Source organism: Bradyrhizobium sp. ORS 278, assembly GCF_000026145.1.
Lineage (GTDB): Bacteria > Pseudomonadota > Alphaproteobacteria > Rhizobiales > Xanthobacteraceae > Bradyrhizobium.
On the sequence record NC_009445.1, the window covers coordinates 526,683 to 547,942 of the forward strand.

The window sequence follows — 21,260 nt, forward strand, 5'->3', positions numbered from 1 at the left end:
GGGTGCGGAGGCCCAAACTCTGGGGTGCGGAACCCGCCGAGCCCCTGTATGTTGGGCAAATGATTTGTTTTTGCGCCGAGCGCTTTCCCTGGCGGCGGATATGGCAAAATCCGGGCGAGTTCTTACCCCCCGGACTGACAGAAATGGCCACTCGCGCGCTACTCTATCGGCGGCCCGCCGAACCCTCGCGTCTTCTCGTCAAGCATGGCTCGCAAATCTACTCGATCAGATTGCGACGTCACCGTCGTGCGCGACGTTATACCCTGAGAATTCATCCGTCGGATCGCGAGGCGATCCTCACGATGCCGCCGCGCGGCACCATCATCGAGGCCAAAGACTTCGCGCAGCGTCATGGCGCGTGGATTGCAGCCCGTCTCGGCCGTCTGCCGAAGGCCGCGCCGTTCCTGCCCGGCACCTTGGTGCCGTTGCGCGGCGTGCCGCACAAGATCGTGCACCGCGCCGGCGAGCGCGGCACGGTGTGGACCGAGACGCGCGACAGCGGCGAGAAGATCCTGTGCGTGGCCGGCGGCATCGAGCACACCGAGCGCCGCGTGCTCGACTTCCTCAAGCGCGAGGCGCGCCGTGACCTGCAGAAGGCGGCCGATGCCTATGCCGACCAGCTCGGCGTCAAGGTGAAACGGCTGTCGATCCGCGATCAGTCGAGCCGCTGGGGCTCCTGCACCTCGGCCGGCTCGCTGTCGTTCTCGTGGCGCCTGATCCTCGCGCCGCCCTTCGTGCTCGACTATCTCGCCGCGCATGAGGTGGCGCATCTCATCGAGATGAACCACTCGCCGCGGTTCTGGAAGGTGTGCGGCAAGATCTGCGGCTCGGTCGAGCGCGCCAAGAAGTGGCTCGACACTTGCGGCAACGACCTGCACCGCTACGGCGTCGAGGACTGACGCGACCGCGCGGCGAAGTTTACGATCGGCGATTGAACTGACGATGGCCTGCACCACCCGGTGCAGGCCATTGCCGTTTCACGGTTCCATGCGCGGCCAAAATGCCGCGCGGAGCTATCGAAATCTTAAGCCTCCTCCACCGCAACCGGAGGATATCGCTTGATTCATCCGCGCCTTAACGCCGCTGTAACGACGATCTCGCAGATTCGATCTTGCCCAACCCATCAAGGTGACGTCCCAGCAGCAGCCGGGTCGTTCGCTGCAACCCCAGCGCTGACCGTTTCGCTCGAAACGCCCGGCGCGCGTTTTGAATCGAACGATGCTTGCAAGCGAGTTTCAAACGGCCGCGCCTGCGCCCCTGCTCTCGGCCGCGCTCGATCGTACCTCGGAGGCGGTTGTCTTTCTCGACGGACACGGCCGCGTCCATCACGCCAACAAGGCCGCCGCCGAGCTGCTGGGGCGTGACCCCGCGAGCCTCGCCGGTGCCGATCTCATCGATCTGGGCCTGCCAGCGGACGTCATGCCGGCGAGGTCAACCGACGAGACGGCGGAGGATGACGCAGCCGACGGCAGGCCCGCGCGCGCTCAGCCCGATCTCGCCTGCGAGCTGACGATCCGCAAGGGGGACGGCTCCCGCTGCCGCGTTCATCTGACGCGCTGCGACCTTCCCGCCGGCCTCACGCCGGTGCGCGCGCTGCTCTTGCTGCGCGACATCACCACCGAGGTGCAGCTGCGCGAGCGCAACGCGCTGATGACGTCGGTGGCCGACCGCAGCAATCGCGGCGTCGTGGTCGCCGATCACGAGCTGAAGATCCTCTACACCAACGCCGCCTTCACCAGCATCTTCGGCTTCACTGCGGAAGAGGCGCAGGGCCAGCAGGTGGAAAAGCTGCTGGTCGGCCCTTGTACCGATCCTGCGATGGTCGAACGCCTGAAGCAATGCATCATCGATGATCAGGGGGTCGAGGAGGACCTGCTGATCTATGACAAGGACGGCCACGAGATCTGGACCACCGCCCACGTCAAGGCGCACCGGAACCGCCAAGGCAAGGTCAAATACCTGGTCGGCCTGCTCAGCGACATCAGGGAGACCAAGCAGCTGCGCTCGCTGCAGCAGCTGATCATGTCGTCCCTGGCATCGGATGTGGCGATCACCACGATCGCCGATCAGCTGTGCCGCCGGGTCGAGCAGCTGGCGCCGGACGTGGTCTGCTCGCTGCTGCACGTCGATTCCGAAGGCAAGGTTCATCCGCTCGGCGGCCCCAGCCTGCCGACGGCCTATTCCGAAAGCCTCGATGGCGTTGCGATCGGGCCGGATGTCGGCTCCTGCGGTACCGCGGCCTATCTCTGCGAGCCGGTGCTGGCGCGCGACATCGACAATGATCCGCGCTGGCAGCCCTACAAGGCCGGGCCGCTCGATGCTGGCCTGCGCGCCTGCTGGTCGACCCCGATCAAGGGCAAGGACGGCCGCGTCATCGGCACCTTCGCCTTCTATTTCCGGGAATGCCGCGGCCCCAGCCCCTGGCACGAGCAGATCGTGGCGGCCTGCGTTCAGCTCGGCTCGCTCGCGATCGAGCGCCAGGAGGTCCGCTCGACGATCTCCCAGGTCGCCTATCACGACATGCTGACGGGCCTTCCGAACCGCGCCCGCATCCCGTCGATGATCGCCGAGGCGATCAAGGCCTGCCCGGAAGGAAGCCATCTCGCGGTCGCCTTCCTCGACGCCGACAATTTCAAGGATGTCAACGATACGCTGGGCCATGCCGCCGGCGACGAGTTCCTGGTCGCCTTCGCCAACCGGCTGCGGGCGCAGATCCGTCCCGGCGACATGCTGGGCCGGCTCGGCGGCGACGAGTTCGTGATCGTGCTGCAGAACCGCGGTGCGCTCGAGGCCTCGCTGGCGGCCGCGCGGATCACCGCCGCGCTGGCGATGCCGCTGACGATCGGCAAGCGCCAGGTGCCGATGTCCGCCAGCATGGGGCTCAGCCTCTATCCTGACAACGCGACGGATATCGAGACGCTGATCAAGCAGGCCGACGGGGCGATGTACAAGGCCAAGCGGGCCGGGCGCGCCACCTACCGCTTCTTCAGCGCCGACATCGACAAGCTCGCCGAGGAACGGCTGATGCATTCGACCGCGCTGCGCGAGGCGATCGCCAGCGAGGCGCTGACCTTGCATTACCAGCCGCAGATCTGCACCCGGAACGGCGCCATCCACGGCGTCGAGGCGCTGGCGCGCTGGCATGATCCCGTGCTCGGCGAGGTCTCGCCCGCCAAGTTCATCCCGCTGGCGGAGGAATGCGGCCTCATCGAGCAGATCGGCGTGTGGTCGATCAAGACGGCGTGCCAGCAGATGGCGTCGTGGCGCCGCGCGGGTCTCGATATTCCCTGCATGTCGGTCAACCTGTCGCCGATCAACTTCCAGAACGTCAACCTCGCGGCCGTCGTGGCCCAGATCCTCGCCGCCAACGACCTGCCGGCGAATATGCTGATGCTGGAGATCACCGAGGGCGTGATCCTGAACGAGCGCGCCACCGTGATCGCGACCATGAGCGAGCTGCGCAACATGGGCGTCGGCCTGTCGCTGGACGATTTCGGCACCGGCTATTCCAGCCTCAGCCGGCTGGCGCAGCTGCCGATCCACGAGCTCAAGATCGATCGCAGCTTCATGCGCGATTTCGAAAACGGCCAGGGCACGCGGGCGATCGTGACCGCGGTGGTCCGGGTCGGCCAGAGCCTCGATGTGAAGGTGGTGGCCGAGGGTGTCGAGACCGAGGGACAGCGCAAGCTGCTCGCCGAGCTCGGCTGCGACGCGATGCAGGGCTTCCTGTTCGCGCGCCCGATGGCCGCGAGCGCGTTCAGCCGCTGGCTGCTGGACTACAGCGCGCATCGGGCGAGCCTGATGCTGCGTCAGGTCGGGCGGGCGCTGGCGCAGGCGGCGGGTCCGGCTGCCGCCGGGACGACGACGCGGCCGGCTGCGGCGGCGGGCTGACCGGCGGGGCCTCGTTTTCCCCAAGGACGCGCGACGCGCGTCAGCGCGTTGGCGATTGAACCCGGACTGACGGGGGTGGTGGATGCGAACGCGTCGCCGATCCGGCTCAGCGCTGGCCGCCGAACAATCGATCCACCAGCCAGCCGTCGAGTCCGGCCGCCGGATCGGGCCGCGCGTTGCCGCGGCTCGGGCCCGGCGCCGCCGTTCGCGCGGAGTAGGCGGCAGTGGGAGCAGGGGCCGTCGGCGCCGTGATCTGCGAGGCGATCTGCGCCAGCGTCGGCACGAGCCCTGCTCCTTGCGCATTCGGCAGCGCCGCGACCGGCACGCCCTGATGCGCCGCGCGCATGAAGCGGGTCCACACCTCGACCGGCAGGCCGCCGCCGGTGGCCTTCTTGGTCGGCGAATTGTCGTCATTGCCGAGCCAGACGCCGGTGACCAGGTGAGAGGTGTAGCCGATGAACCAGGCGTCGCGGAAATCCTGGCTGGTGCCGGTCTTGCCGGCGGCAACCCAGCCGGGGATCTCCGCCTTCTTGGCGGTGCCGGAGATCAGCGTCTCCTGCATCATCTGGTTCATCATCGCGACGCTGCGCGGATCGATCACCTGCGCCGGCTGCTCGGTCTGACGCATGTAGAGCAGCTTGCCGTCGAGCGTCTTGATCCGCGTCACCACATGCGGCGATATGGCGAGGCCGCCATTGGAAAATGGTGCATAGGCGCCGACCAGCTCGATCATCGACACCTCGGAGGTGCCGAGCGCGATCGACGGGTTGGGATCGAGCTTGGAGGCGATGCCGAGACGGTGCGCGGTGCGCACGACGTTCTTCGGCCCGACCTCGAGGCCGATGCGGACCGCGACCGTGTTCAGCGACATCGCCAGCGCCTGGGTCAGCGTCACCGGCCCGAAATACTCCTTGGTGTAGTTCTCCGGCCGCCAGCCCTTCAGATCCAGCGGCGCGTCCTGGCGCACCGTATCGGGCGTCAGGCCCTGCTCGATCGCGGTGAGATAGACGAACGGCTTGAATGCCGAGCCGGGCTGACGCCTGGCGGTGACCGCGCGATTGAACTGGCTGTCGGCATAGTTGCGGCCGCCGACCATGGCGCGCACGGCACCATCCGGCGTCATCGCCACCAGCGCGCCCTGGCTGACATTGAATTTCACGCTCTTGGCCGCGAGCTCGTCGATGACAGCGGCTTCGGCCACGCTCTGCAGCTTCGGATCGATCGTGGTCTCCACGACAATCGAGTCCTCGACCTGGCCGACGAGATCGTCGAGCACCTCGCCGATCCAGTCGGCGACGTAGTTGACGGTGCCGGCGCCGGCAGGCTTCACCGCGACGGAGGGATGCGCGATCTGTGCCTGTGCCTGTGCCTCGGTGATGAACTTGGCGTCGGCCATCGCCGCGAGCACGGTCTGCGCGCGCTTGGCCGCGCCTTCCGGATTCCGATTGGGCGCCAGCCGCGACGGCGACTTGACGAGGCCGGCGAGCATCGCAGCCTCGGCCACCGTCACCTGCCGCGCCGACTTGCCGAAATAACGCTGCGCCGCCGCCTCGACGCCATAGGCGCCGGAACCGAAATAGACGCGGTTCAGATAGAGCTCCAGGATCTCGCGCTTGGAATATTTGCGCTCCAGCCACAGCGCCAGTTCCGCCTCCTGCAGCTTGCGCGCGAGCGTGCGCTCCTGCGTCAGGAACAGGTTCTTGGCGAGCTGCTGGGTCAGCGTTGAGCCACCCTGCGACACGCCACGGTGCAGGATGTTGGCGACCAATGCCCGCGCGATGCCGATCGGATCGATGCCGAAATGCTGGTAGAAGCGGCGGTCCTCGATGGCGATGAACGCCTTGGGCAGGTAGGGCGGCAAATCCTTCAGCGCGACATTGGCGCCGGCCATCTCGCCGCGCTGTGCCAGCATGGTGCCATCGACGCCCACGATCTCGATCGTCGGCGGGCGCTTGGGGATTTCGAGCGACTGGATCGGCGGCAGATGCGCGCCGGCCCAGATCACGACGCCGACCAGCGCGATCACGCCCCACAGGCCGCAGACGACAGCCCAATAGGCCATGCGGCCGATCGACGTCCCCCATCGCGGCTTGGCGCGGGCGGGCTTCGATTTCGCTGGCGCGGGTTTCGGCTGGTTGGCCTTGGGCTCGCGCGCCGGCACATCGTCCTCGTCGTCCGGCTCGACCGGCTTCTTCTTGTTGGTTGATTTCTTCGGCGCGTCCTCGCCGGCCGGAATGCGGTCCTTGGGATCGAGGCGCAGATCGGCCATCGCCGCCGCAAGGCCGAATCGCGGCTCCTTGCGTCCGCCGCCGCCCTGTTTCCGTCCCCGCGCCATACGCAACCCGAGCCCTGCCGTCGAACCACGGTAATGAGTGGAGTTTAAGGGGCAGTTAGGAAAAGCTTAACGCGCGATTAGGAGTTTCGCGGTGTGAACGCCGCGTTATGGTTAAGCCAAGGTCAACAACGATCAGGCGAGGAGAGTCATGGGCCATATCGACCCCACCAAGGAGGTGTTCGCGCAGTTCCGTGAGAACGATCGGCCTGGTCCGATCCACATGCTGAACCTGGTGCGGCTGCGCAAGGAAGCCGCCTATCCCGACGGCCGCAAGGTCAGCGGCGCGGAAGCTTATGCCGCCTATGGCCGCGAGAGCGGCCCTGTGTTCGAACGCCTCGGCGGCCGGATCGTCTGGCAGGGCCGCTTCGAATTGATGCTGATCGGCCCACAGGAGGAGCGCTGGGACCACTGCTTCATCGCGGAATATCCGTCCGTGCAAGCCTTCGTCGAGATGATCCGCGATCCCGTCTATCGCGAGGCGGTGAAGCATCGACAGGCGGCAGTGGAGGATTCGCGGTTGATCAGGCACGCGGTGCTGCCGGTGGGGAAGAACTTTGGCGAGGTGCCGGAGTGAAGCTCCTATGGCGCGGTCACGAGCCCTTCGGCGACGGCGTCGCGCCCTCAATGCTCGGCCGTGAAGCCAGCGAACATCAAAGGTGTCGTCCCGGACAAGACCGCTGACGCAACGCGTCAGCGGGCGCCGATCCGGACCCATACCGCGTGATGCATCTTGGGGCAGGCGGCATGTTGAACCGTCGTGCCCCAAACGATGCCCGGGGTTATGGGTCCCTGCGTTCGCAGGGACGACACCGATTGTGGGGCGGCATCGGGGCAGACCGACGCAGCGAGGGGACAGCTCCCGGCCCGCGCCGCCGTCGTAATGCGCGCTTGCCCAACACATAAGTTTGTGCTTATGTGTCGTCATGATCGAGAGCGACATCTTCAAAGCCCTGGCCGATCCGACGCGCTATGCGATCTTCGAGAAGCTCGCGGCCGGTCGCATGAATGCCAGCGCGCTGCGCGAGGGGCTGACGATCAGTCAGCCGGCGATGTCGCAACACCTCGCGGTGCTGCGCGATGCCGGGCTGGTGCGCGAAGAGCGGCAGGGCCGCTTCGTCAACTATGAGGTCGATCCCGACGGCCTGGCGCGGATCGCGCGCTGGCTGGCGAAGTACCGAGCCTACTGGCCGTCGCGCGTCGATGCGTTGAAAACCCTGCTGAAGGACATGGACCAATGACCGATCAAATGGCGGATCAGCAGGGCGACGAACTGGTGCTCGACTACGACCTCGATGCGTCGCCAGACAAGGTCTGGCGCGCCCTGAGCATCCCGGCGCTGCGCGACAACTGGCTGCCTCCAGGCGACCTCGCCGACGCCGCGCCGATCTCCTCGACCCCGGGCGAAGAGGTCCGCTACCGCATGCGCGACGACGCGCCGCCTTACCTCGAAAGCATCGTGACGTTCCAGGTCGTGCCCAAGGACGACGGCGGCACGCGGCTCCGGATCATCCACGGGCTTCCCGCGACGATGCTGCTCCGGCGGGCGCCGCAGGCGGCCAACAGCAATGCGCGCCGTCTGATGCGCGTGGCCTGACGACTCACCACATCGCCAACTCACTGAACGGGAGCTCGCGCATGCGCGACACGATGCAACTCGTCCCCATGGTCATCGAGCAGTCCAGCCGCGGCGAGCGGTCCTTCGACATCTATTCGCGGCTGCTGCGCGAGCGCATCGTGTTCCTCAACGGCGAGGTCAACGACACCGTGTCCGCTTTGGTCTGCGCGCAACTGCTGTTCCTCGAGGCGGAAAACCCGAAGCGGCCGATACACCTCTACATCAACTCGCCCGGCGGTGTGGTCACCAGCGGGCTCGCGATGTACGACACGATGCAGTTCGTCAAGGCGCCAGTGCACACACTGTGCATGGGAACGGCGCGGTCGATGGGATCGTTCCTGCTGATGGCGGGCGAACCCGGCGAGCGGACGGCGCTGCCCAATGCCAGCCTTCATGTCCATCAGCCGCTCGGCGGCTTCCAGGGGCAGGCGTCCGACATCATGATCCATGCGAGGGAAATGGAGCAGACCAAGCGCCGCATGATCCGGCTGTATGCCGAGCATTGCGGGCGCAGCTACGAAGATGTCGAGCGCACGCTCGACCGTGATCACTTCATGACGGCGGACGAGGCGCAGGACTGGGGGCTGATCGACCGGGTCGTGAAGCAGCGCGATCTGAAGAGTCTCAGCAGCGACTGATACGCCCGTGCGAGGCGATGGCGATTGCCAAGGCAACAGGTGTCGTCACCCGCGAAGGCGAGTGACCCAGTACTCCGCGGCGATTGTGATCACCCGAGAGGCCGCGGCGTACTGGATGCCCCGCCTGCGCGGGGCATGACAGTGTGGATGCGGAAGCAGAGTGGCCTACCCCGCCGCCCCCGTGTCCTCGATGATCGGGCCGAACAGTTCCCAGCGCTCGCCGTTGAAGCGCATCATCTGCATCTGCTTGTTGATGCGGAAGTCGGTCGGGGAGGTGTTGATCGACAGACCGGGCAGCGCGAGGCTCGGGACGAAGCCCTTGATGTTGGCCGCTTGCCGCATCACGTTTTCCCGCGTCAAATCGTCGCCGCATTGGCGCAGGATCTGCACCAGCAGTTCCGCGGTCGAGTAGCCGTAGGTGTTGACGGTGTTGAGCTTGTCTCCTTCAGGGTAATACTTGTCCATGAATTCGAAATAGGCCTTCACGCCCGGATCGTCCTTCCACTGCGGATCGGCCGGGTCCTTGCCGTAATTGGTGCTGATGATGTCCTTGGAGATGTCGAGGCCGGCCGGTTTCAGGGTCGCCGACACCGGGCTCGCATTGATGTCGAGGATATGCACCGGTTTCCAGCCGAGATCGGCGAGCTTCTTGATCGCCTGCGCCGCGAATTTCGGCGTCGAGGCGTTGTAGAGCAGGTCGGCGCCGGAGGATTTCAGCTTGACGATCTGCGAGTCCACGGTCGGGTCGGACAGCTCGTAGGACGCCTCCGAGACGATCATCGAATCGGCTTTTGCGCCGAGGCCGCTGCGCAGGCCGGCGATGTAGTCGCGACCGAGATCATCGTTCTGGTAGAGGATGCCGATCTTGGCGTTGGGGTGGTTGGCGAGGATGTATTTGGCGTAGATCCGCCCCTCCGACTGGTAGTTCGGATTGTAGGCGATGGTCCACGGGAAATTCTGCGGATCGGTGAAGCGCGAGGCGCCGGTCGAGGCCAAGAGCTGCGGCACCTTCTTGGCGTTGAGATATTTCTGCACGGCGGCGTTCGAGGGCGTGCCGATGATCTGGAAGGTGAACAGCACCTCGTCGCCTTCGACCAGCTTGCGCACCTGCTCCACCGCCTTGGGCGGCGAGTAGGCATCGTCATACTGGATCAGATTGAGCTTGCGGCCATTGATGCCGCCCTTCTCGTTGATCATGCGCAAATACGCAGCTTGCGTTTTGCCGATGCCGGCATAGGCGGAAGCCGGGCCCGAGAACGGCACGGTCTGACCGATCTTGATCTCGGTATCGGTGGCGCCGGTGTCGTATTTCTTCTGGGCGTAGGCGGATGTTGCAGGCAGCGCGACGGTCAGCGACGCAGCGAGCGCGATTGCCCACGCCTTGAAGCCGACGAGACCGAACAGTGACGTTCTCATGCAAGTCCTCCCTTCGGTGATGTCTGTCGATGGTTCTTCTTGGTTCTTTTGTCGCCATCGCTGCACGCGAGTGTGGAGGAAGCAAGTCGACAAGGCAACGCTTGTTGGAGCGACGAACGGGCGCAATCGGTGCCGCAATGCAAAAGGGCTGCGCGATCGCGCAGCCCCGTACCAGTAGACAGCTTCCACTCCTCACCCTGAGGCGCCCGCCTCAGGCGGGCGTCTCGAAGGGCGAGGCCCAGTTCGGGCCTCATGGTTCGAGACGCGCCGCGGGCTTGTTGTTTTCGCAATAGCGAGCTGATGGGCGCGGCGCTCCTCACCATGGGGGGTCGAAAGTCGAGGGCAGGCGCCGAGACCGTCAGCCGAACTAACCCGCCGGGCCCTTGTCCTCCAGGATCGGGCCGAACAGTTCCCAGCGTTCGCCGTTGAACTTCATCATCTGCAGCTGCTTGTTGACGCGGTAGTCGGTCGGCGAGGTGTTGATCTTCATGCCCGGCAGCGACAGGTCGCCGACGACGTCCTTCAGCGACGCCGCCTGCTTCATGACGTTCTCGCGGGTGAGATTGTCGCCGCACATCTTCAAGATGGTTACGAGCAGCTCGGCATTGCCGTAGCCGTAGGTGTTGAAGTTCGAGTTCTTGTCGCCGTCCGGATAGTACTTGGCCATGAACTCGAAATAGCGCTTCATGCCCGGATCGTCCTTCCACTGCGGATCGAGCGGGTCCTTGCCGTAGTTGACCGAGATCACGCCCTTCGATGCGTCCAGCCCGGCGGGCTGCAGTACTGCACCGACGGACGTCGCATTGATGTCGACGATGTGCACGGGGTGCCAGTCGAGCTCGTGCAGCTTCTTGATCGCCTGCGCGGCCTGCTTCGGCGTCGCGGCCGAGAATAGCAGGTCGGCGCCGGCCGACTTGATCTTGAGCAGCTGCGAGTCGATCGTCGGGTCGGAGACTTCGTAGGACGCTTCGGCGACGATCATCGAGCCCTTGTCGCCGAGATCGGCCTTGATGCCGTTGAGATAGTCCTTGCCGAGATCGTCGTTCTGATAGAGCACGCCGATCTTGGCGTTGGGGTGCTCCTTCAGAATGTACTGGCCGTAGATACGCCCCTCGGTGAAGTAGTTGGGATTGTACCCCATGGTCCAGGGAAAGTTCTTTGGATCGGTGAACTTGGTGGCGCCGGTCGCCGCGAACAGCTGCGGCACCTTCTTGGCGTTGAGGTATTTCTGGACCGCGGCGTTGGACGGCGTGCCGATGATCTGGAACGTCAGCAGCACCTCGTCGTCCTCGACCAGCTTGCGCACCTGTTCCACGGCCTTGGGCGGCGAGTAGGCGTCGTCATACTGGATCAGCTTGATCTTGCGGCCGTTGATGCCGCCCTGCTCGTTGATCATGTTGAAATAGGCGGCCTGGGTCTTGCCGATCGAGGCATAGGCCGAGGCGGGACCCGAGAACGGCACGGTCTGGCCGATCTTGATCTCGGTGTCGGACGCGCCGGGATCGTATTTCTTCTGGGCCTGGGCTGACGTGACGGAGAGGGTGGCGGCCAACGCGGCCGCGCCGGCAAGACGGAAAATTCCCTGTCGCATGGGGTGAGCGTTCCTCCTGATGTTTTGTGCGGCTGGTCTGCCCCGAGGGCGCCATCGCTGGGTGGGAGTGTGGAGGAAGGGCTGGGCGGACGCAAGACGAGGGAATAGGCGGGTGCGGCGGTTCCCGACCGCGCGGCTCACAGCGTGAGTTCGATGATGGCAAGCTCGCCCTGTTGCGAGCCCAGCCGCGTCCTCACAACCGGTGTCGTCCCGGCCAAGCCCTGGCGTCGCGTAGCGACGGCAGGGCGCCGAGCCGGGATCCATACCCACAGGCGGGTGTGTGGCGATGACTCGGAGTGGCGTTCCCGCCTCAAACGTCGCCCGGGATTATGGGTCCCGGATCGGCGCCGTGACGCGCTGATGCGCGTCACGGCTTGTCCGGGACGACAGCGAATTTGGATCGCCGCCGCCGCCTCACATTCAGTGTCATCCCGGCCAAGCCCTGGCGTCGCGCAGCACGTCAGGGCGCCGAGCCGGGATCCATAGCCACAGACAGGTGTGTGGCGACGGCTCGGAGTGGCGTTCCTGCCTCAAACCTCGCCCGGGATTATGGGTCCCGGGTCGGCGCAAGCCGGCGCGTTGCGCCGTCATGCTTGCCCGGGACGACACCGACTTTGTAGCCGGAGCCGCTGCCTCACACTCGGTGTCATCCCGGCCAAGCCCTGGCGTCGCGCAGCGACGACGGGGCGCCGAGCCGGGATCCATAGCCACAGGCGGGTGTGTGGCGATGACTCGGAGTGGCGTTCCTGCCTCGAATGCTGCCCGGGATTATGGGTCCCGGGTCGGCGCAAGCCGGCGCGTTGCGCCGTCATGCTTGCCCGGGACGACACCGACTTTGTAGCCGGAGCCGCCGCCTCACATTCAGTGTCATCCCGGCCAAGCCCTGGCGTCGCGCAGCGACGGCGGGGCGCCGAGCCGGGATCCATAGCCACAGGCGGTCGTGTGACGGAGACTCGGAGTGGCGTTCCTGCCTCGAACGCTGACCGGGATTATGGGTCCCGGATCGGCGCCGTGACGCGCTGATGCGCGTCACGGCTTGTCCGGGACGACAGTGGTGATGGAGGTGCAGTCCGGCTCAGCCTGCGAGCCACACCAGCACCAGGCCGATCGTGGCCGGCACGCTCTGGATGAACAGGATCTTGCGGCTCGCGGTGGCCGCGCCGTAGAGGCCGGCGACGAGTACGCAGAGCAGGAAGAAGATCTTGATCTGGAACGCGAACGCCGGTGCTGGGTGGGCCAGGCCCCAGAACAGGCCGGCGGCGAGGAAGCCGTTGTAGAGGCCCTGGTTGGCGCCGAGCACCTTTGTCGCCTCGGCGCGTTCCAAGGTGTTGTTGAACGCCCGCAAGCCGGCCGGCTTGGTCCAGAGAAACATCTCGAGCACGAGAATGTAGACGTGCAGCAGGCCGATCAGCCCGACGACGATGTTTGCAATCAATGCCATGGTTCGGCTCCCCCAAGCCGTTCGAGTCCGGCGACGTTGCCGGGTCTCCTCAATCAAGTTCTGCCGAGGAGCCGCAACGGCTCACCCCGACACTCCCATATCCTCACACGCTATATCTTTACGCCGCCGGCTGCGCCGCGGCGTCCTCGCTCGCCAAGAGATGCAGCAGCGCACTCTTGATCGCGGCCTGCCGGGTCGGCGCATTGATCTGCGCGCCCAGGAGGTCGGTGACGTAGAACACGTCGCGGGCGCGCTCGCCGAACGTCGCCACATGCGCCGAGGCGATGTTCAGGTTCAGCTTCGAGATCGCCGTCGTCAGCTCATACAACAGGCCGGGGCGGTCCAGGCCGGAGACCTCGATGACGGTGTAGAGCTCCGACCATTGATTGTTGATCGAGACTTCCGGCTCGACCGAGAACGCCTTGTGCTGCTTGCCGCGCGTCGTCCGTCGCGCCACGGCGTCCGGCAGCCGCAGCTTGCCCTCCAGCACCTGTTCGATCGTCTCGCCGATCCGCGTCGCGCGCCGCCCCTCGTCCTCGTCGCGCTCATACTCCCGGGAAATCGCGATGGTATCGAGCGCGCGGCCGTCGGTGGTGGTGTAGATCTGGGCGTCGACGATGTTGGCGCCGGCCGAGGCGCAGGCGCCGGCGATGATCGACAGCAGCCACGGATGGTCCATCGCGAAGATCGTGAGTTCGGTCACGCCGCGCGCCGGATCGAAGCCGACATTGATCGCGAGCTTGTGGCCGGCGTCCTCGCTCGACCGCACGAAGCGGGCGTGGCGGATCTTGCGCGGCAGCTCGACCTTGAGCCAATAGGCCGGGTAGTGCCGGCCGATATAGGTGTTGAGCTCGTCCTCCGGCCAGTCGGTGAAGGCGTTGCGGAATTCGGCCTGCGCCGCGGTGATGCGCTTGGCGCGGTTGACCTCGGAGAAGCCGCCGGTCAGCACCGGCTCGGTCTCGTAGTACAGCGTGCGCAGGAGCTGCGCCTTCCAGCCGTTCCAGACGCCGGGACCGACGCCGCGGATGTCGGCGGTGGTCAGGATGGTCAGCAGCTTCATCTGCTCGACCGATTGCACCACGGCGGCGAACTTCTCGATGGTCCGGCGGTCCGACAGGTCGCGTGACTGCGCCACCGTCGACATCGTCAGGTGCTCCTCGATCAGCCAGGCGACGAGCTCCGTGTCGGCATTGTTGAAGCCGAGCCGCGGGCACAGGCGCCGCGCGATCTTGGCGCCGGCGACCGAATGATCCTCCGGCCGGCCCTTGGCGACGTCGTGCAGCAGCACGGTGATGTAGATGACGGCGCGGTGCTCGGGCCGGATCTTGCGCATCAAATCCGAGGCGAGCACGAACTCGTCATGGCCGCCGCGCTCGATCTCCTGCAGGAAGCCGATACAGCGGATCAGATGCTCGTCGACCGTGTAGTGATGATACATGTTGAACTGCATCATCGAGACGATGCGGCCGAAGGCGCTGATGAAATGGCCGAGCACGCCGGTCTCGTTCATCCGCCGCAGCACGGTCTCGGCGTCGTTGGAGGTCAGGATCTCCATGAACAGCCGGTTGGCCTCGGGATTCTCGCGCAGCTCGGCGTTGATCATGTTGAGCGAGCGCGTCACCGCGCGCATCGCGTCGGGATGGAAGGCGAGGTTGTTCTTCTGCGCGAGGCGGAAGATGCGGATCAGATTGACCGGGTCGTGCTTGAAGACGTCGGGCGCGGCGAGGTTGATGCGGTTGTTGTCGACGATGAAGTCGTCGCTCTCGGGCACGCGCCGCCAGGTCGAGCCGGTGGTCAGGCGCGAGATCATCCGGCTCAGCACCGGCGCAGCCTTGGCCTGCTGGTCCTCGAGCTTGGCGCACAGGATGGCAGTGAGGTTGCCGACCTGCTTGGCGACCAGGAAGTAGTGCTTCATGAACCGCTCGACATCCTGCATGCCCGGGTGGCTGGTGTAGCCCAGCCGGACCGCGATCTCGCGCTGCAGGTCGAATGACAGCCGCTCCTCGGGGCGGCCGCTGACGAAGTGCAGATTGCAGCGAACCGACCACAGGAAATCGGAACAGCGCCGGAAGGTGCGGTATTCATGCGCGTCGAACACGCCGCGCTCGACCAGCTCGGCGGTCTCGCGCACGCGGTAGACGTATTTGGCGATCCAGAACAGCGTGTGCAGGTCGCGCAGGCCGCCCTTGCCGTCCTTGACGTTGGGCTCGACCAGGTAGCGCGACTGGCCGCCGCGTCGATGCCGCTCCTCGCGCTCGGCGAGCTTGGCGGCGACGAACTCGGCGGCCGTGCCCTGCACCACCTCGGTGTCGAAGCGCTGCACCAGCTCGTCATAGAGCGGCTTGTCGCCGGCGAGATAGCGCGTCTCCAGGATCGCCGTGCGGATGGTCATGTCGCCGCGCGCCTGGCGGATCGATTCATCGACCGAACGGGTGGCGTGGCCGACCTTCAGCCCCATGTCCCACAGCGAATACAGGATGGCCTCGGCAACCTGCTCGCCCCAGGCGGTCTGCTTGTAGGGCAGGATGAACAGCAGATCGATGTCGGACTCCGGCGCCATCAGCCCGCGGCCATAGCCGCCGGTCGCGACGACAGCCATCCGCTCGGCGCCGCTCGGCACGTCCGAGCGATAGAGGTGCTCGGTGGCCGCCGCATAGAGAATGCGGATGATCTCGTCCTGCACGACGCAGAGCCGCTCGGCGCAATGCCGGCCGTGGCGGTCCTGAAGCAGCTGCGCCTGGGCGGCGGCGCGCGCCTTCACCAGCTCGGCCTTGAGGAACTGGACGACGGCGGCGCGGAACATGTCCTCGCGGCCGGAGTGCTGCTTGGCCAGCGCATCGACAGCCGCGGCAATGCCGGCGCTGTCGAAATCGGCTGAAGTGAAGGCTTTGGAATCTGTGGCGACGCTGTCCATGGATGCAACCGGATATCGAACAAGGCACGTGCTGTCACGAAACTTCCAATGCAGCAATCGATCCATGCTGTCACCGGCGCGGGACGGATGATGATCGTGCTTCCATCCGCCTCGCAAAGGAAAAGCAATTCTCGTTGAGCCCTGGCATAACGCCTTGAAACAACAATGATGTTTTTACAGCAGGAGGGTTGACGATGGGTGGATTGTCGAGGCGCGCCTTGGCCGGGCTCGCGGCCGTGGTTCTACTGGGATGCGGCGCTGCAACAGCGGCGGAGCCTGTGAAGGAGATCCGCATCGACTGGGCGACCTATAATCCGGTGTCGCTGGTCCTGAAGCAGAAGGGCCTCCTGGAGAAGGAGTTCGCCAAGGACGGCATCAGCATCACCTGGGTGCAGTCGGCCGGCTCAAACAAGGCGCTCGAGTTCCTCAATGCCGGCTCGCTCGATTTCGGCTCGACAGCCGGCTCCGCTGCGCTGGTCGCCCGGATCAACGGCAACCCGATCAAGTCGATCTACGTCTATTCGCGCCCCGAATGGACCGCGCTGGTGACGGGCAAGGACTCCAAGATCGTCTCGGTTGCCGACCTCAAGGGCAAGCGCGTCGCCGTCACCCGCGGCACCGATCCGCACATCTTCCTGGTCCGCGCGCTGCTCGGCGCCGGCCTGACCGACAAGGACATCACCCCGGTGTTGCTGCAGCATGCCGACGGCAAGGCGGCCTTGATCCGCGGCGACGTCGACGCCTGGGCCGGGCTCGACCCGATGATGGCGCAGGCCGAGGTCGAGGAGGGCGCCAAGCTGTTCTACCGCAAGGCCGACGCCAACACCTGGGGCGTCCTCAACGTCCGCGAGCAGTTCCTGAAGGACAATCCCGAGATCGTCCGCCGCGTGCTGGCGACGTATGAGGTCGCGCGCAAGGATGCGCTGGCCAATTACGACGACCTGAAGAAGACCTTCATCGCCGTCACCAAGCTGCCCGAGACCGTGGTCGACAAGCAGCTCAAGGAGCGCACCGACCTGACCCACAGCCGCATCGGCGCGCCGCAGCGGGATTCGATCCTGGCGGCGGGCCTCGCGCTGCAGCAGGCCGGCGTGGTGGATGCCAAGGTCGATGTGAAGGCGACGCTGGATGCGCTGATCGACGACCAGGTGCCGTTGCCGACGAACTGACGCCGCCCGCGCTTGCGCGACCGCTTGCCGACAACTCGCGCTGCCCACGCAAAGTGCGCGTAACAAAAAGCAAATTGAGCGCGACAGAAACCGGTGGCGCGACAAAAAACCGGTTTCGTCCCGGACAAGCCCGGCAACGCGACAGCGTTGGCGGGCGCCGATCCGGGACCCATACTCCGTGAAGGCGTTTGAGGCACGCTGGAGCGGCATCTCGCCTCGCCACGACGGCCGCGGAGTATGGGTCCCGGCGCGGGGGCCGGGACGACACTGAATGTGTGGCGTCGCTGTCGGCTCCAATGACCAACCGTCCCATACCCCGCCTTGCATTCCCACGCGAGACGCTGTTCTCACTATGGCCATGACCGTCGAACTCCAGGCTCCCGCCGCGGCGGCCCCGCCGCATACCGTCAGCCAGCCGTGGCTCAAGCGCTTGGCGCGGCCGCTGCTCGGGCTGCTCCTGCCGTTGTCCCTGGCCCTGGCCTGGGAGCTCGCCGTCCGTGCCGGCTGGTCGAACGGCCGGCTGGTGCCGCCGCCCTCAAAAGTCTTCACCACCATTGCCGAGCTCGCCCGCTCCGGCGAGCTGTCCCGTCACATCGCCGCGACGCTCTCGCGGGTCGGCATCGGCTTCGGCCTCGGCGTCGCCGCCGGCACGCTCCTGGGCGGCATCTGCGGCTATTGGAGCCTTGCTCGCCGGCTGGTCGACCCCACCATCCAGGCGCTGCGCGCGATCCCGTCGATCGCCTGGGTGCCGCTGTTCATCCTCTGGCTCGGCATCTTCGAGACGTCGAAGGTGGCGCTGATCGCGGTTGGCGTGTTCTTCCCGGTCTATCTCGGCCTGACCGGCGCGATCCTGTCGGTCGACCGCAAGATCGTCGAGGTCGGCCGCGTCTTCCGGCTGTCCGGCCCGGCGATGATCCGCCGCATCCTGCTGCCCGCCGTGCTGCCGGCCTATGTCGTAGCGCTGCGCGTCGGCCTTGGGCTGGGCTGGATGTTCGTGGTCGCCGCCGAGTTCATGGGCGCCTCCGAGGGTCTCGGCTACCTCCTGATCGACGGCCAGCAGCTCGGGAAGCCTGCCCAGATCGTCGCCGCCATCGTCATCTTCGCGGTCATCGGCAAGGCGACCGACTGGCTGCTGGAGATCGCGACCGCGCCGCTGCTGCGCTGGCAGGACAGCTTTGCGCGCCAGAGCGGAGCGGCCTGATGCTGCAGCTTTCCTCCGTCACCAAGGTCTATCCGAACGGCGTGCATGCGCTGGAGCGGTTCTCGTCCGAGATCCAGCTTGGCGAGATCGTCGCCATCATCGGCGGCTCCGGTTGCGGCAAGTCGACGCTGCTGCGCGCCGTCGCCGGGCTCGACCGCGCCAGCGCCGGCACGGTGACGCTCGACGGCGAGGCGATCACGGCGCCGCATGCCAAGGTCGGCATCATCTTTCAGGAGCCGCGGCTGCTGCCCTGGCTCAGCGTCGCCGACAATATCGGCTTCGGCCTGTCCGAGCTGCCCGCGGCCGAGCGCCGCGAGCGCGTGGCGCGTGCGCTCGACCGCGTCGGCCTCACTGAGAAGGCCAAGGTCTGGCCGCGCGAACTCTCCGGCGGCCAAGCGCAGCGCGTGGCGATCGCGCGTGCGCTGGTGGCGCAGCCCGAGGTGCTGCTGCTCGACGAGCCGTTCTCGGCGCTCGACGCGTTCACGCGCAAGGACCTGCAGGACCATCTGCTCGACCTCTGGGCCGATACGCGCCCGACGCTGGTGCTGGTCACCCACGATGTCGAGGAGGCGGTGGTACTGGCCGACCGCGTGCTGGTGATGCGGCCGCATCCCGGCCGGCTGTTCGAGGAGATCACCATCAATTTGTCGCGGCCGCGCGACCGCAATGCGCCGCTGTTCGAGCAGTTCAAGCGCCACGTGCTGACGGCGCTCGACCGCTCGCTCGACCGGACGCTGCTGGATACGCAGGGCAGGCGTGAGCCCGGCGGCGGCCTGTGGTGGTGACATCGTCGCGATCGCCCGGTACATCTGTTCCGAAATGAATCCGGGAGAGAACGACAATGGATGCTGCCGAACTGCGCGCCATGCAGGCGCCGATCAAGGAACGCTACAAGGCTGACCCGTCCGCTGCGGTGATCACGCTCAAGGCCAAGGGCGAGGTCGGCGGCGAAGGCCTGACCTGCAAGCTCGAGACCGGCCGCGCCATGGCGGTCGCCGGCCTGCATCCCGCCACCGGCGGCTCCGGCCTCGAGCTCTGCTCCGGCGACATGCTGCTGGAGGCGCTGGTCGCCTGCGCCGGCGTCACCCTGAAATCGGTCGCGACCGCGGTCGAGGTGCCGCTCAAGAGCGGCCTGGTGCTGGCCGAAGGCGATCTCGATTTCCGCGGCACGCTCGGCGTCGACAAGGAGGCCCCGGTCGGCTTCCAGGAAATCCGCCTGCGCTTCGAGGTCGACACCGACGCCCCGCAGGACAAGCTCGACCTGCTGCTCAAGCTCACCGAGCGCTATTGCGTGGTCTATCAGACCATCAAGAACGGCCCGAAGGTGTCGGTCAGCCTGAAGCGCGTGGCAGCGTAGCTTGCCACCACGTTGTCGTCCCGGCGAAAGCCGGGACCCATAGCCACCGTCAGTCATGGCTACCCCCGGCTGGTGACCCCGACCTTCTCTTTCCCATGACCGCCTGTGGTTATGGGTCCCGGGTCAGCGCTTCCACGCGACGATGCTTGCGCATCGCCGCGTTCCGCTTGCCCGGGACGACGGCTGAACATGCCCTTCGACTCCTCCTTCCTGCTCCTGCTCGGCCTGCGGATGGCGATCGCGGCGTCGTTCGTGGTGTCGGCGTCGATGATCGCCGAGCGCACCGGCCCCGTGATCGGCGCGCTGGTCGCGACCTTGCCGATCTCGGCCGGGCCGACCTACGTGTTCCTGGCGCTCGATCACGACGCCGCCTTCATCGCGCAAGGCGCGCTCACGAGCCTGCCGGTCAACGCCGCTACGATCTTCCTCAGCCTCGCTTATGCCGTGCTCGCGCAGCGCCACAGCGTATGGGTCGCGAGCGCCACCGCCGTCGCGGTGTGGCTCGGTCTCGCGTCCCTCATCAAAAGCGTACAGTGGACGCTCGCGATGGGCATCGTCGCCAACATCGTCACCTTCGTGATCTGCCTGCCGCTGTTGCAGCGCTATCGCCACGCCAAGATGCCGCTCATCGTCAGGCGCTGGTACGACGTGCCGCTGCGCGCGTCCTTGGTCGCGACGCTGGTCGCCACCGTCACCTCGGTGTCAGGGTGGGCTGGCCCGGGCGTGTCCGGCATCCTCGCGCTGTTTCCGATCGTCTTCACTTCGATGATGCTGATCCTGCAGCCGCGCATCGGCGGCCCCGCCACCGCCGCCGTGATGGCCAACGGCGCCTGGGGCCTGATCGGCTTCTCGCTCGCCGTCGTCGTGCTGCATCTCGGCAGCCTGCATCTCGGCGCCGTCGCAGGCCTCAGCGGCGCACTCGCCACCTGCGTCGGCTGGAATCTCGGCCTGTGGGCGCTCGGTCGCCGCCGGCCGGCCTGACGCCGGCCGCATCAGCTATGGTTGTATGTCCCCGGCCTTGAACCTTCACGAGGGCGCCCGCGACAACGCAACTGATAGGTGGGTCATCGGTCGAACGCAGCAGGAGGTGCAATATGCCGACCGCAAATGGGACTGCCAATGGTCAGCCGAAATGGATCGCGAACGGGTTGAAGGACCTCGGCTTCCACGAGACCGGCAACAATCGCGGCATCCAGAAGTTCATCGACCAGGCGCATTGCGGCGCGGAGGGCGATCCGTGGTGCGCGATCTGGACCAACGCCAAGCTCGAGCAGAGCGGCGTTCCCGGCACGCGCAGCGCCTCGTCGCAATCCTTCCGCACCAACAAGAATTTCGTCAAGCTCGACAGGCCCGCGCTCGGCGCGATCGCGGTCTATACCCGCGGCAAGCCGAACTCCGGCCTCGGCCATGTCGGCTTCTACATGGGCGAGACCCGCACCCAGGTGCTGACGCTCGGCGGCAACGAGAGCGACGCCGTCCGCGAGCAGTTCGAGCCGAAGACCCGCCTGGTCGGCTACTTCTGGCCGAAATCGGTCGACCTGCCGAAGCTCGGCTCCATCAAGGTCGCTTCCGAGGACGGCCACCCCGTCGGCTCCAACGACTAGCGAGATCGCGTAGGGTGGGCAAAGCGCAGCGTGCCCACCGACTCCATCACGTGCTGCAGATGGTGGCACGGCGCTGCGCGCCTTTGCC

Annotated in this window: 17 protein-coding genes; 12 read left to right on the top strand and 5 right to left on the bottom strand. The window is 66.3% G+C overall.

Annotation, left to right across the window (positions count from 1 at the left end; all coding sequences use genetic code 11):
* Positions 1-59 precede the first annotated feature (59 nt).
* Together BRADO_RS02440 and BRADO_RS02445 are read left to right on the top strand one after the other, a co-directional pair.
* Positions 60-899, top strand: a complete 840-nt coding sequence (locus BRADO_RS02440; RefSeq protein ID WP_083794810.1) for a M48 family metallopeptidase — start codon at positions 60-62, stop codon at positions 897-899.
* 319 nt (positions 900-1,218) lie between these two features.
* Positions 1,219-3,891 carry an EAL domain-containing protein gene (locus BRADO_RS02445; RefSeq protein WP_041756026.1) on the top strand — a complete coding sequence of 891 codons (2,673 nt, stop codon included), beginning with the start codon at positions 1,219-1,221 and terminating at the stop codon, positions 3,889-3,891.
* Between the two features lie 106 nt (positions 3,892-3,997).
* Here BRADO_RS02445 and BRADO_RS02450 read toward each other — a convergent pair whose 3' ends face one another.
* Positions 3,998-6,226: a transglycosylase domain-containing protein gene (locus BRADO_RS02450; protein WP_041756027.1), complete on the bottom strand. Its 2,229-nt coding sequence runs from the start codon at positions 6,224-6,226 to the stop codon at positions 3,998-4,000.
* Positions 6,227-6,374: 148 nt separating this feature from the next.
* Between BRADO_RS02450 and BRADO_RS02455 the strand changes: the two genes are divergently transcribed.
* The 4 genes from BRADO_RS02455 to BRADO_RS02470 all read left to right on the top strand — a co-directional run bounded on the left by BRADO_RS02455 (position 6,375) and on the right by BRADO_RS02470 (position 8,479).
* The gene (locus tag BRADO_RS02455) at positions 6,375-6,800 is read left to right on the top strand and encodes a DUF1330 domain-containing protein (protein WP_011923733.1); all 426 of its coding nucleotides are present in this window, start codon (positions 6,375-6,377) and stop codon (positions 6,798-6,800) included.
* Positions 6,801-7,131: 331 nt separating this feature from the next.
* Positions 7,132-7,464, top strand: coding sequence for a helix-turn-helix transcriptional regulator (locus BRADO_RS02460; RefSeq protein ID WP_011923734.1), 333 nt, complete (start codon positions 7,132-7,134; stop codon positions 7,462-7,464).
* Positions 7,461-7,820 carry an SRPBCC domain-containing protein gene (locus tag BRADO_RS02465; protein ID WP_011923735.1) on the top strand — a complete coding sequence of 120 codons (360 nt, stop codon included), beginning with the start codon at positions 7,461-7,463 and terminating at the stop codon, positions 7,818-7,820. Before BRADO_RS02460 ends, BRADO_RS02465 begins: the two co-directional genes overlap by 4 nt.
* Before the next feature lie 41 nt (positions 7,821-7,861).
* Positions 7,862-8,479 carry an ATP-dependent Clp protease proteolytic subunit gene (locus BRADO_RS02470; protein ID WP_011923736.1) on the top strand — a complete coding sequence of 206 codons (618 nt, stop codon included), beginning with the start codon at positions 7,862-7,864 and terminating at the stop codon, positions 8,477-8,479.
* 165 nt (positions 8,480-8,644) lie between these two features.
* Here the strand turns inward: BRADO_RS02470 and BRADO_RS02475 are convergent, their stop codons facing one another.
* The 4 genes from BRADO_RS02475 to BRADO_RS02490 form a co-directional block, all read right to left on the bottom strand.
* Positions 8,645-9,895, bottom strand: coding sequence for an ABC transporter substrate-binding protein (locus BRADO_RS02475; RefSeq protein ID WP_011923737.1), 1,251 nt, complete (start codon positions 9,893-9,895; stop codon positions 8,645-8,647).
* 367 nt (positions 9,896-10,262) lie between these two features.
* Positions 10,263-11,486, bottom strand: a complete 1,224-nt coding sequence (locus tag BRADO_RS02480; RefSeq protein ID WP_041756029.1) for an ABC transporter substrate-binding protein — start codon at positions 11,484-11,486, stop codon at positions 10,263-10,265.
* A 1,075-nt stretch (positions 11,487-12,561) separates the two neighbouring features.
* Positions 12,562-12,927: a DUF1304 domain-containing protein gene (locus BRADO_RS02485; RefSeq protein WP_041756030.1), complete on the bottom strand. Its 366-nt coding sequence runs from the start codon at positions 12,925-12,927 to the stop codon at positions 12,562-12,564.
* Between the two features lie 118 nt (positions 12,928-13,045).
* Positions 13,046-15,841, bottom strand: a complete 2,796-nt coding sequence (locus tag BRADO_RS02490) for a [protein-PII] uridylyltransferase (RefSeq protein ID WP_011923740.1) — start codon at positions 15,839-15,841, stop codon at positions 13,046-13,048.
* 194 nt (positions 15,842-16,035) lie between these two features.
* Between BRADO_RS02490 and BRADO_RS02495 the strand changes: the two genes are divergently transcribed.
* From BRADO_RS02495 to BRADO_RS02520, 6 genes are all read left to right on the top strand, one after another.
* A complete protein-coding gene (locus BRADO_RS02495; RefSeq protein ID WP_011923741.1) occupies positions 16,036-17,010 on the top strand; it encodes an aliphatic sulfonate ABC transporter substrate-binding protein in 975 nt (324 codons plus the stop codon).
* A gap of 352 nt (positions 17,011-17,362) precedes the next feature.
* Positions 17,363-18,211 carry an ABC transporter permease gene (locus tag BRADO_RS02500; RefSeq protein ID WP_011923742.1) on the top strand — a complete coding sequence of 283 codons (849 nt, stop codon included), beginning with the start codon at positions 17,363-17,365 and terminating at the stop codon, positions 18,209-18,211.
* Positions 18,211-18,996: an ABC transporter ATP-binding protein gene (locus BRADO_RS02505; RefSeq protein ID WP_011923743.1), complete on the top strand. Its 786-nt coding sequence runs from the start codon at positions 18,211-18,213 to the stop codon at positions 18,994-18,996. The genes BRADO_RS02500 and BRADO_RS02505 overlap by 1 nt, the downstream gene beginning before the upstream one ends.
* Positions 18,997-19,052: 56 nt before the next feature.
* Positions 19,053-19,568 carry an OsmC family protein gene (locus tag BRADO_RS02510; protein WP_011923744.1) on the top strand — a complete coding sequence of 172 codons (516 nt, stop codon included), beginning with the start codon at positions 19,053-19,055 and terminating at the stop codon, positions 19,566-19,568.
* Between the two features lie 189 nt (positions 19,569-19,757).
* Complete coding sequence (locus tag BRADO_RS02515) at positions 19,758-20,549, top strand: hypothetical protein (RefSeq protein WP_011923745.1); 792 nt, start codon at positions 19,758-19,760, stop codon at positions 20,547-20,549.
* 113 nt (positions 20,550-20,662) lie between these two features.
* Positions 20,663-21,172, top strand: a complete 510-nt coding sequence (locus BRADO_RS02520; RefSeq protein WP_011923746.1) for a TIGR02594 family protein — start codon at positions 20,663-20,665, stop codon at positions 21,170-21,172.
* Positions 21,173-21,260 lie beyond the last annotated feature (88 nt).

What these genes read in the sequence shown, in the direction of transcription:
- BRADO_RS02455 (WP_011923733.1), top strand. Translation starts at nt 6,375, where the DNA reads ATGGGCCATATCGACCCCACCAAGGAGGTGTTCGCGCAGTTCCGTGAG.
- BRADO_RS02510 (WP_011923744.1), top strand. Translation starts at nt 19,053, where the DNA reads ATGGATGCTGCCGAACTGCGCGCCATGCAGGCGCCGATCAAGGAACGC.
- BRADO_RS02520 (WP_011923746.1), top strand. Translation starts at nt 20,663, where the DNA reads ATGCCGACCGCAAATGGGACTGCCAATGGTCAGCCGAAATGGATCGCG.
- BRADO_RS02475 (WP_011923737.1), bottom strand. Translation starts at nt 9,895, where the DNA reads ATGAGAACGTCACTGTTCGGTCTCGTCGGCTTCAAGGCGTGGGCAATC.
- BRADO_RS02440 (WP_083794810.1), top strand. Translation starts at nt 60, where the DNA reads ATGATTTGTTTTTGCGCCGAGCGCTTTCCCTGGCGGCGGATATGGCAA.
- BRADO_RS02450 (WP_041756027.1), bottom strand. Translation starts at nt 6,226, where the DNA reads ATGGCGCGGGGACGGAAACAGGGCGGCGGCGGACGCAAGGAGCCGCGA.
- BRADO_RS02495 (WP_011923741.1), top strand. Translation starts at nt 16,036, where the DNA reads ATGGGTGGATTGTCGAGGCGCGCCTTGGCCGGGCTCGCGGCCGTGGTT.
- BRADO_RS02515 (WP_011923745.1), top strand. Translation starts at nt 19,758, where the DNA reads ATGCCCTTCGACTCCTCCTTCCTGCTCCTGCTCGGCCTGCGGATGGCG.
- BRADO_RS02485 (WP_041756030.1), bottom strand. Translation starts at nt 12,927, where the DNA reads ATGGCATTGATTGCAAACATCGTCGTCGGGCTGATCGGCCTGCTGCAC.
- BRADO_RS02490 (WP_011923740.1), bottom strand. Translation starts at nt 15,841, where the DNA reads ATGGACAGCGTCGCCACAGATTCCAAAGCCTTCACTTCAGCCGATTTC.
- BRADO_RS02470 (WP_011923736.1), top strand. Translation starts at nt 7,862, where the DNA reads ATGCGCGACACGATGCAACTCGTCCCCATGGTCATCGAGCAGTCCAGC.
- BRADO_RS02480 (WP_041756029.1), bottom strand. Translation starts at nt 11,486, where the DNA reads ATGCGACAGGGAATTTTCCGTCTTGCCGGCGCGGCCGCGTTGGCCGCC.
- BRADO_RS02505 (WP_011923743.1), top strand. Translation starts at nt 18,211, where the DNA reads ATGCTGCAGCTTTCCTCCGTCACCAAGGTCTATCCGAACGGCGTGCAT.
- BRADO_RS02445 (WP_041756026.1), top strand. Translation starts at nt 1,219, where the DNA reads ATGCTTGCAAGCGAGTTTCAAACGGCCGCGCCTGCGCCCCTGCTCTCG.
- BRADO_RS02465 (WP_011923735.1), top strand. Translation starts at nt 7,461, where the DNA reads ATGACCGATCAAATGGCGGATCAGCAGGGCGACGAACTGGTGCTCGAC.
- BRADO_RS02500 (WP_011923742.1), top strand. Translation starts at nt 17,363, where the DNA reads ATGGCCATGACCGTCGAACTCCAGGCTCCCGCCGCGGCGGCCCCGCCG.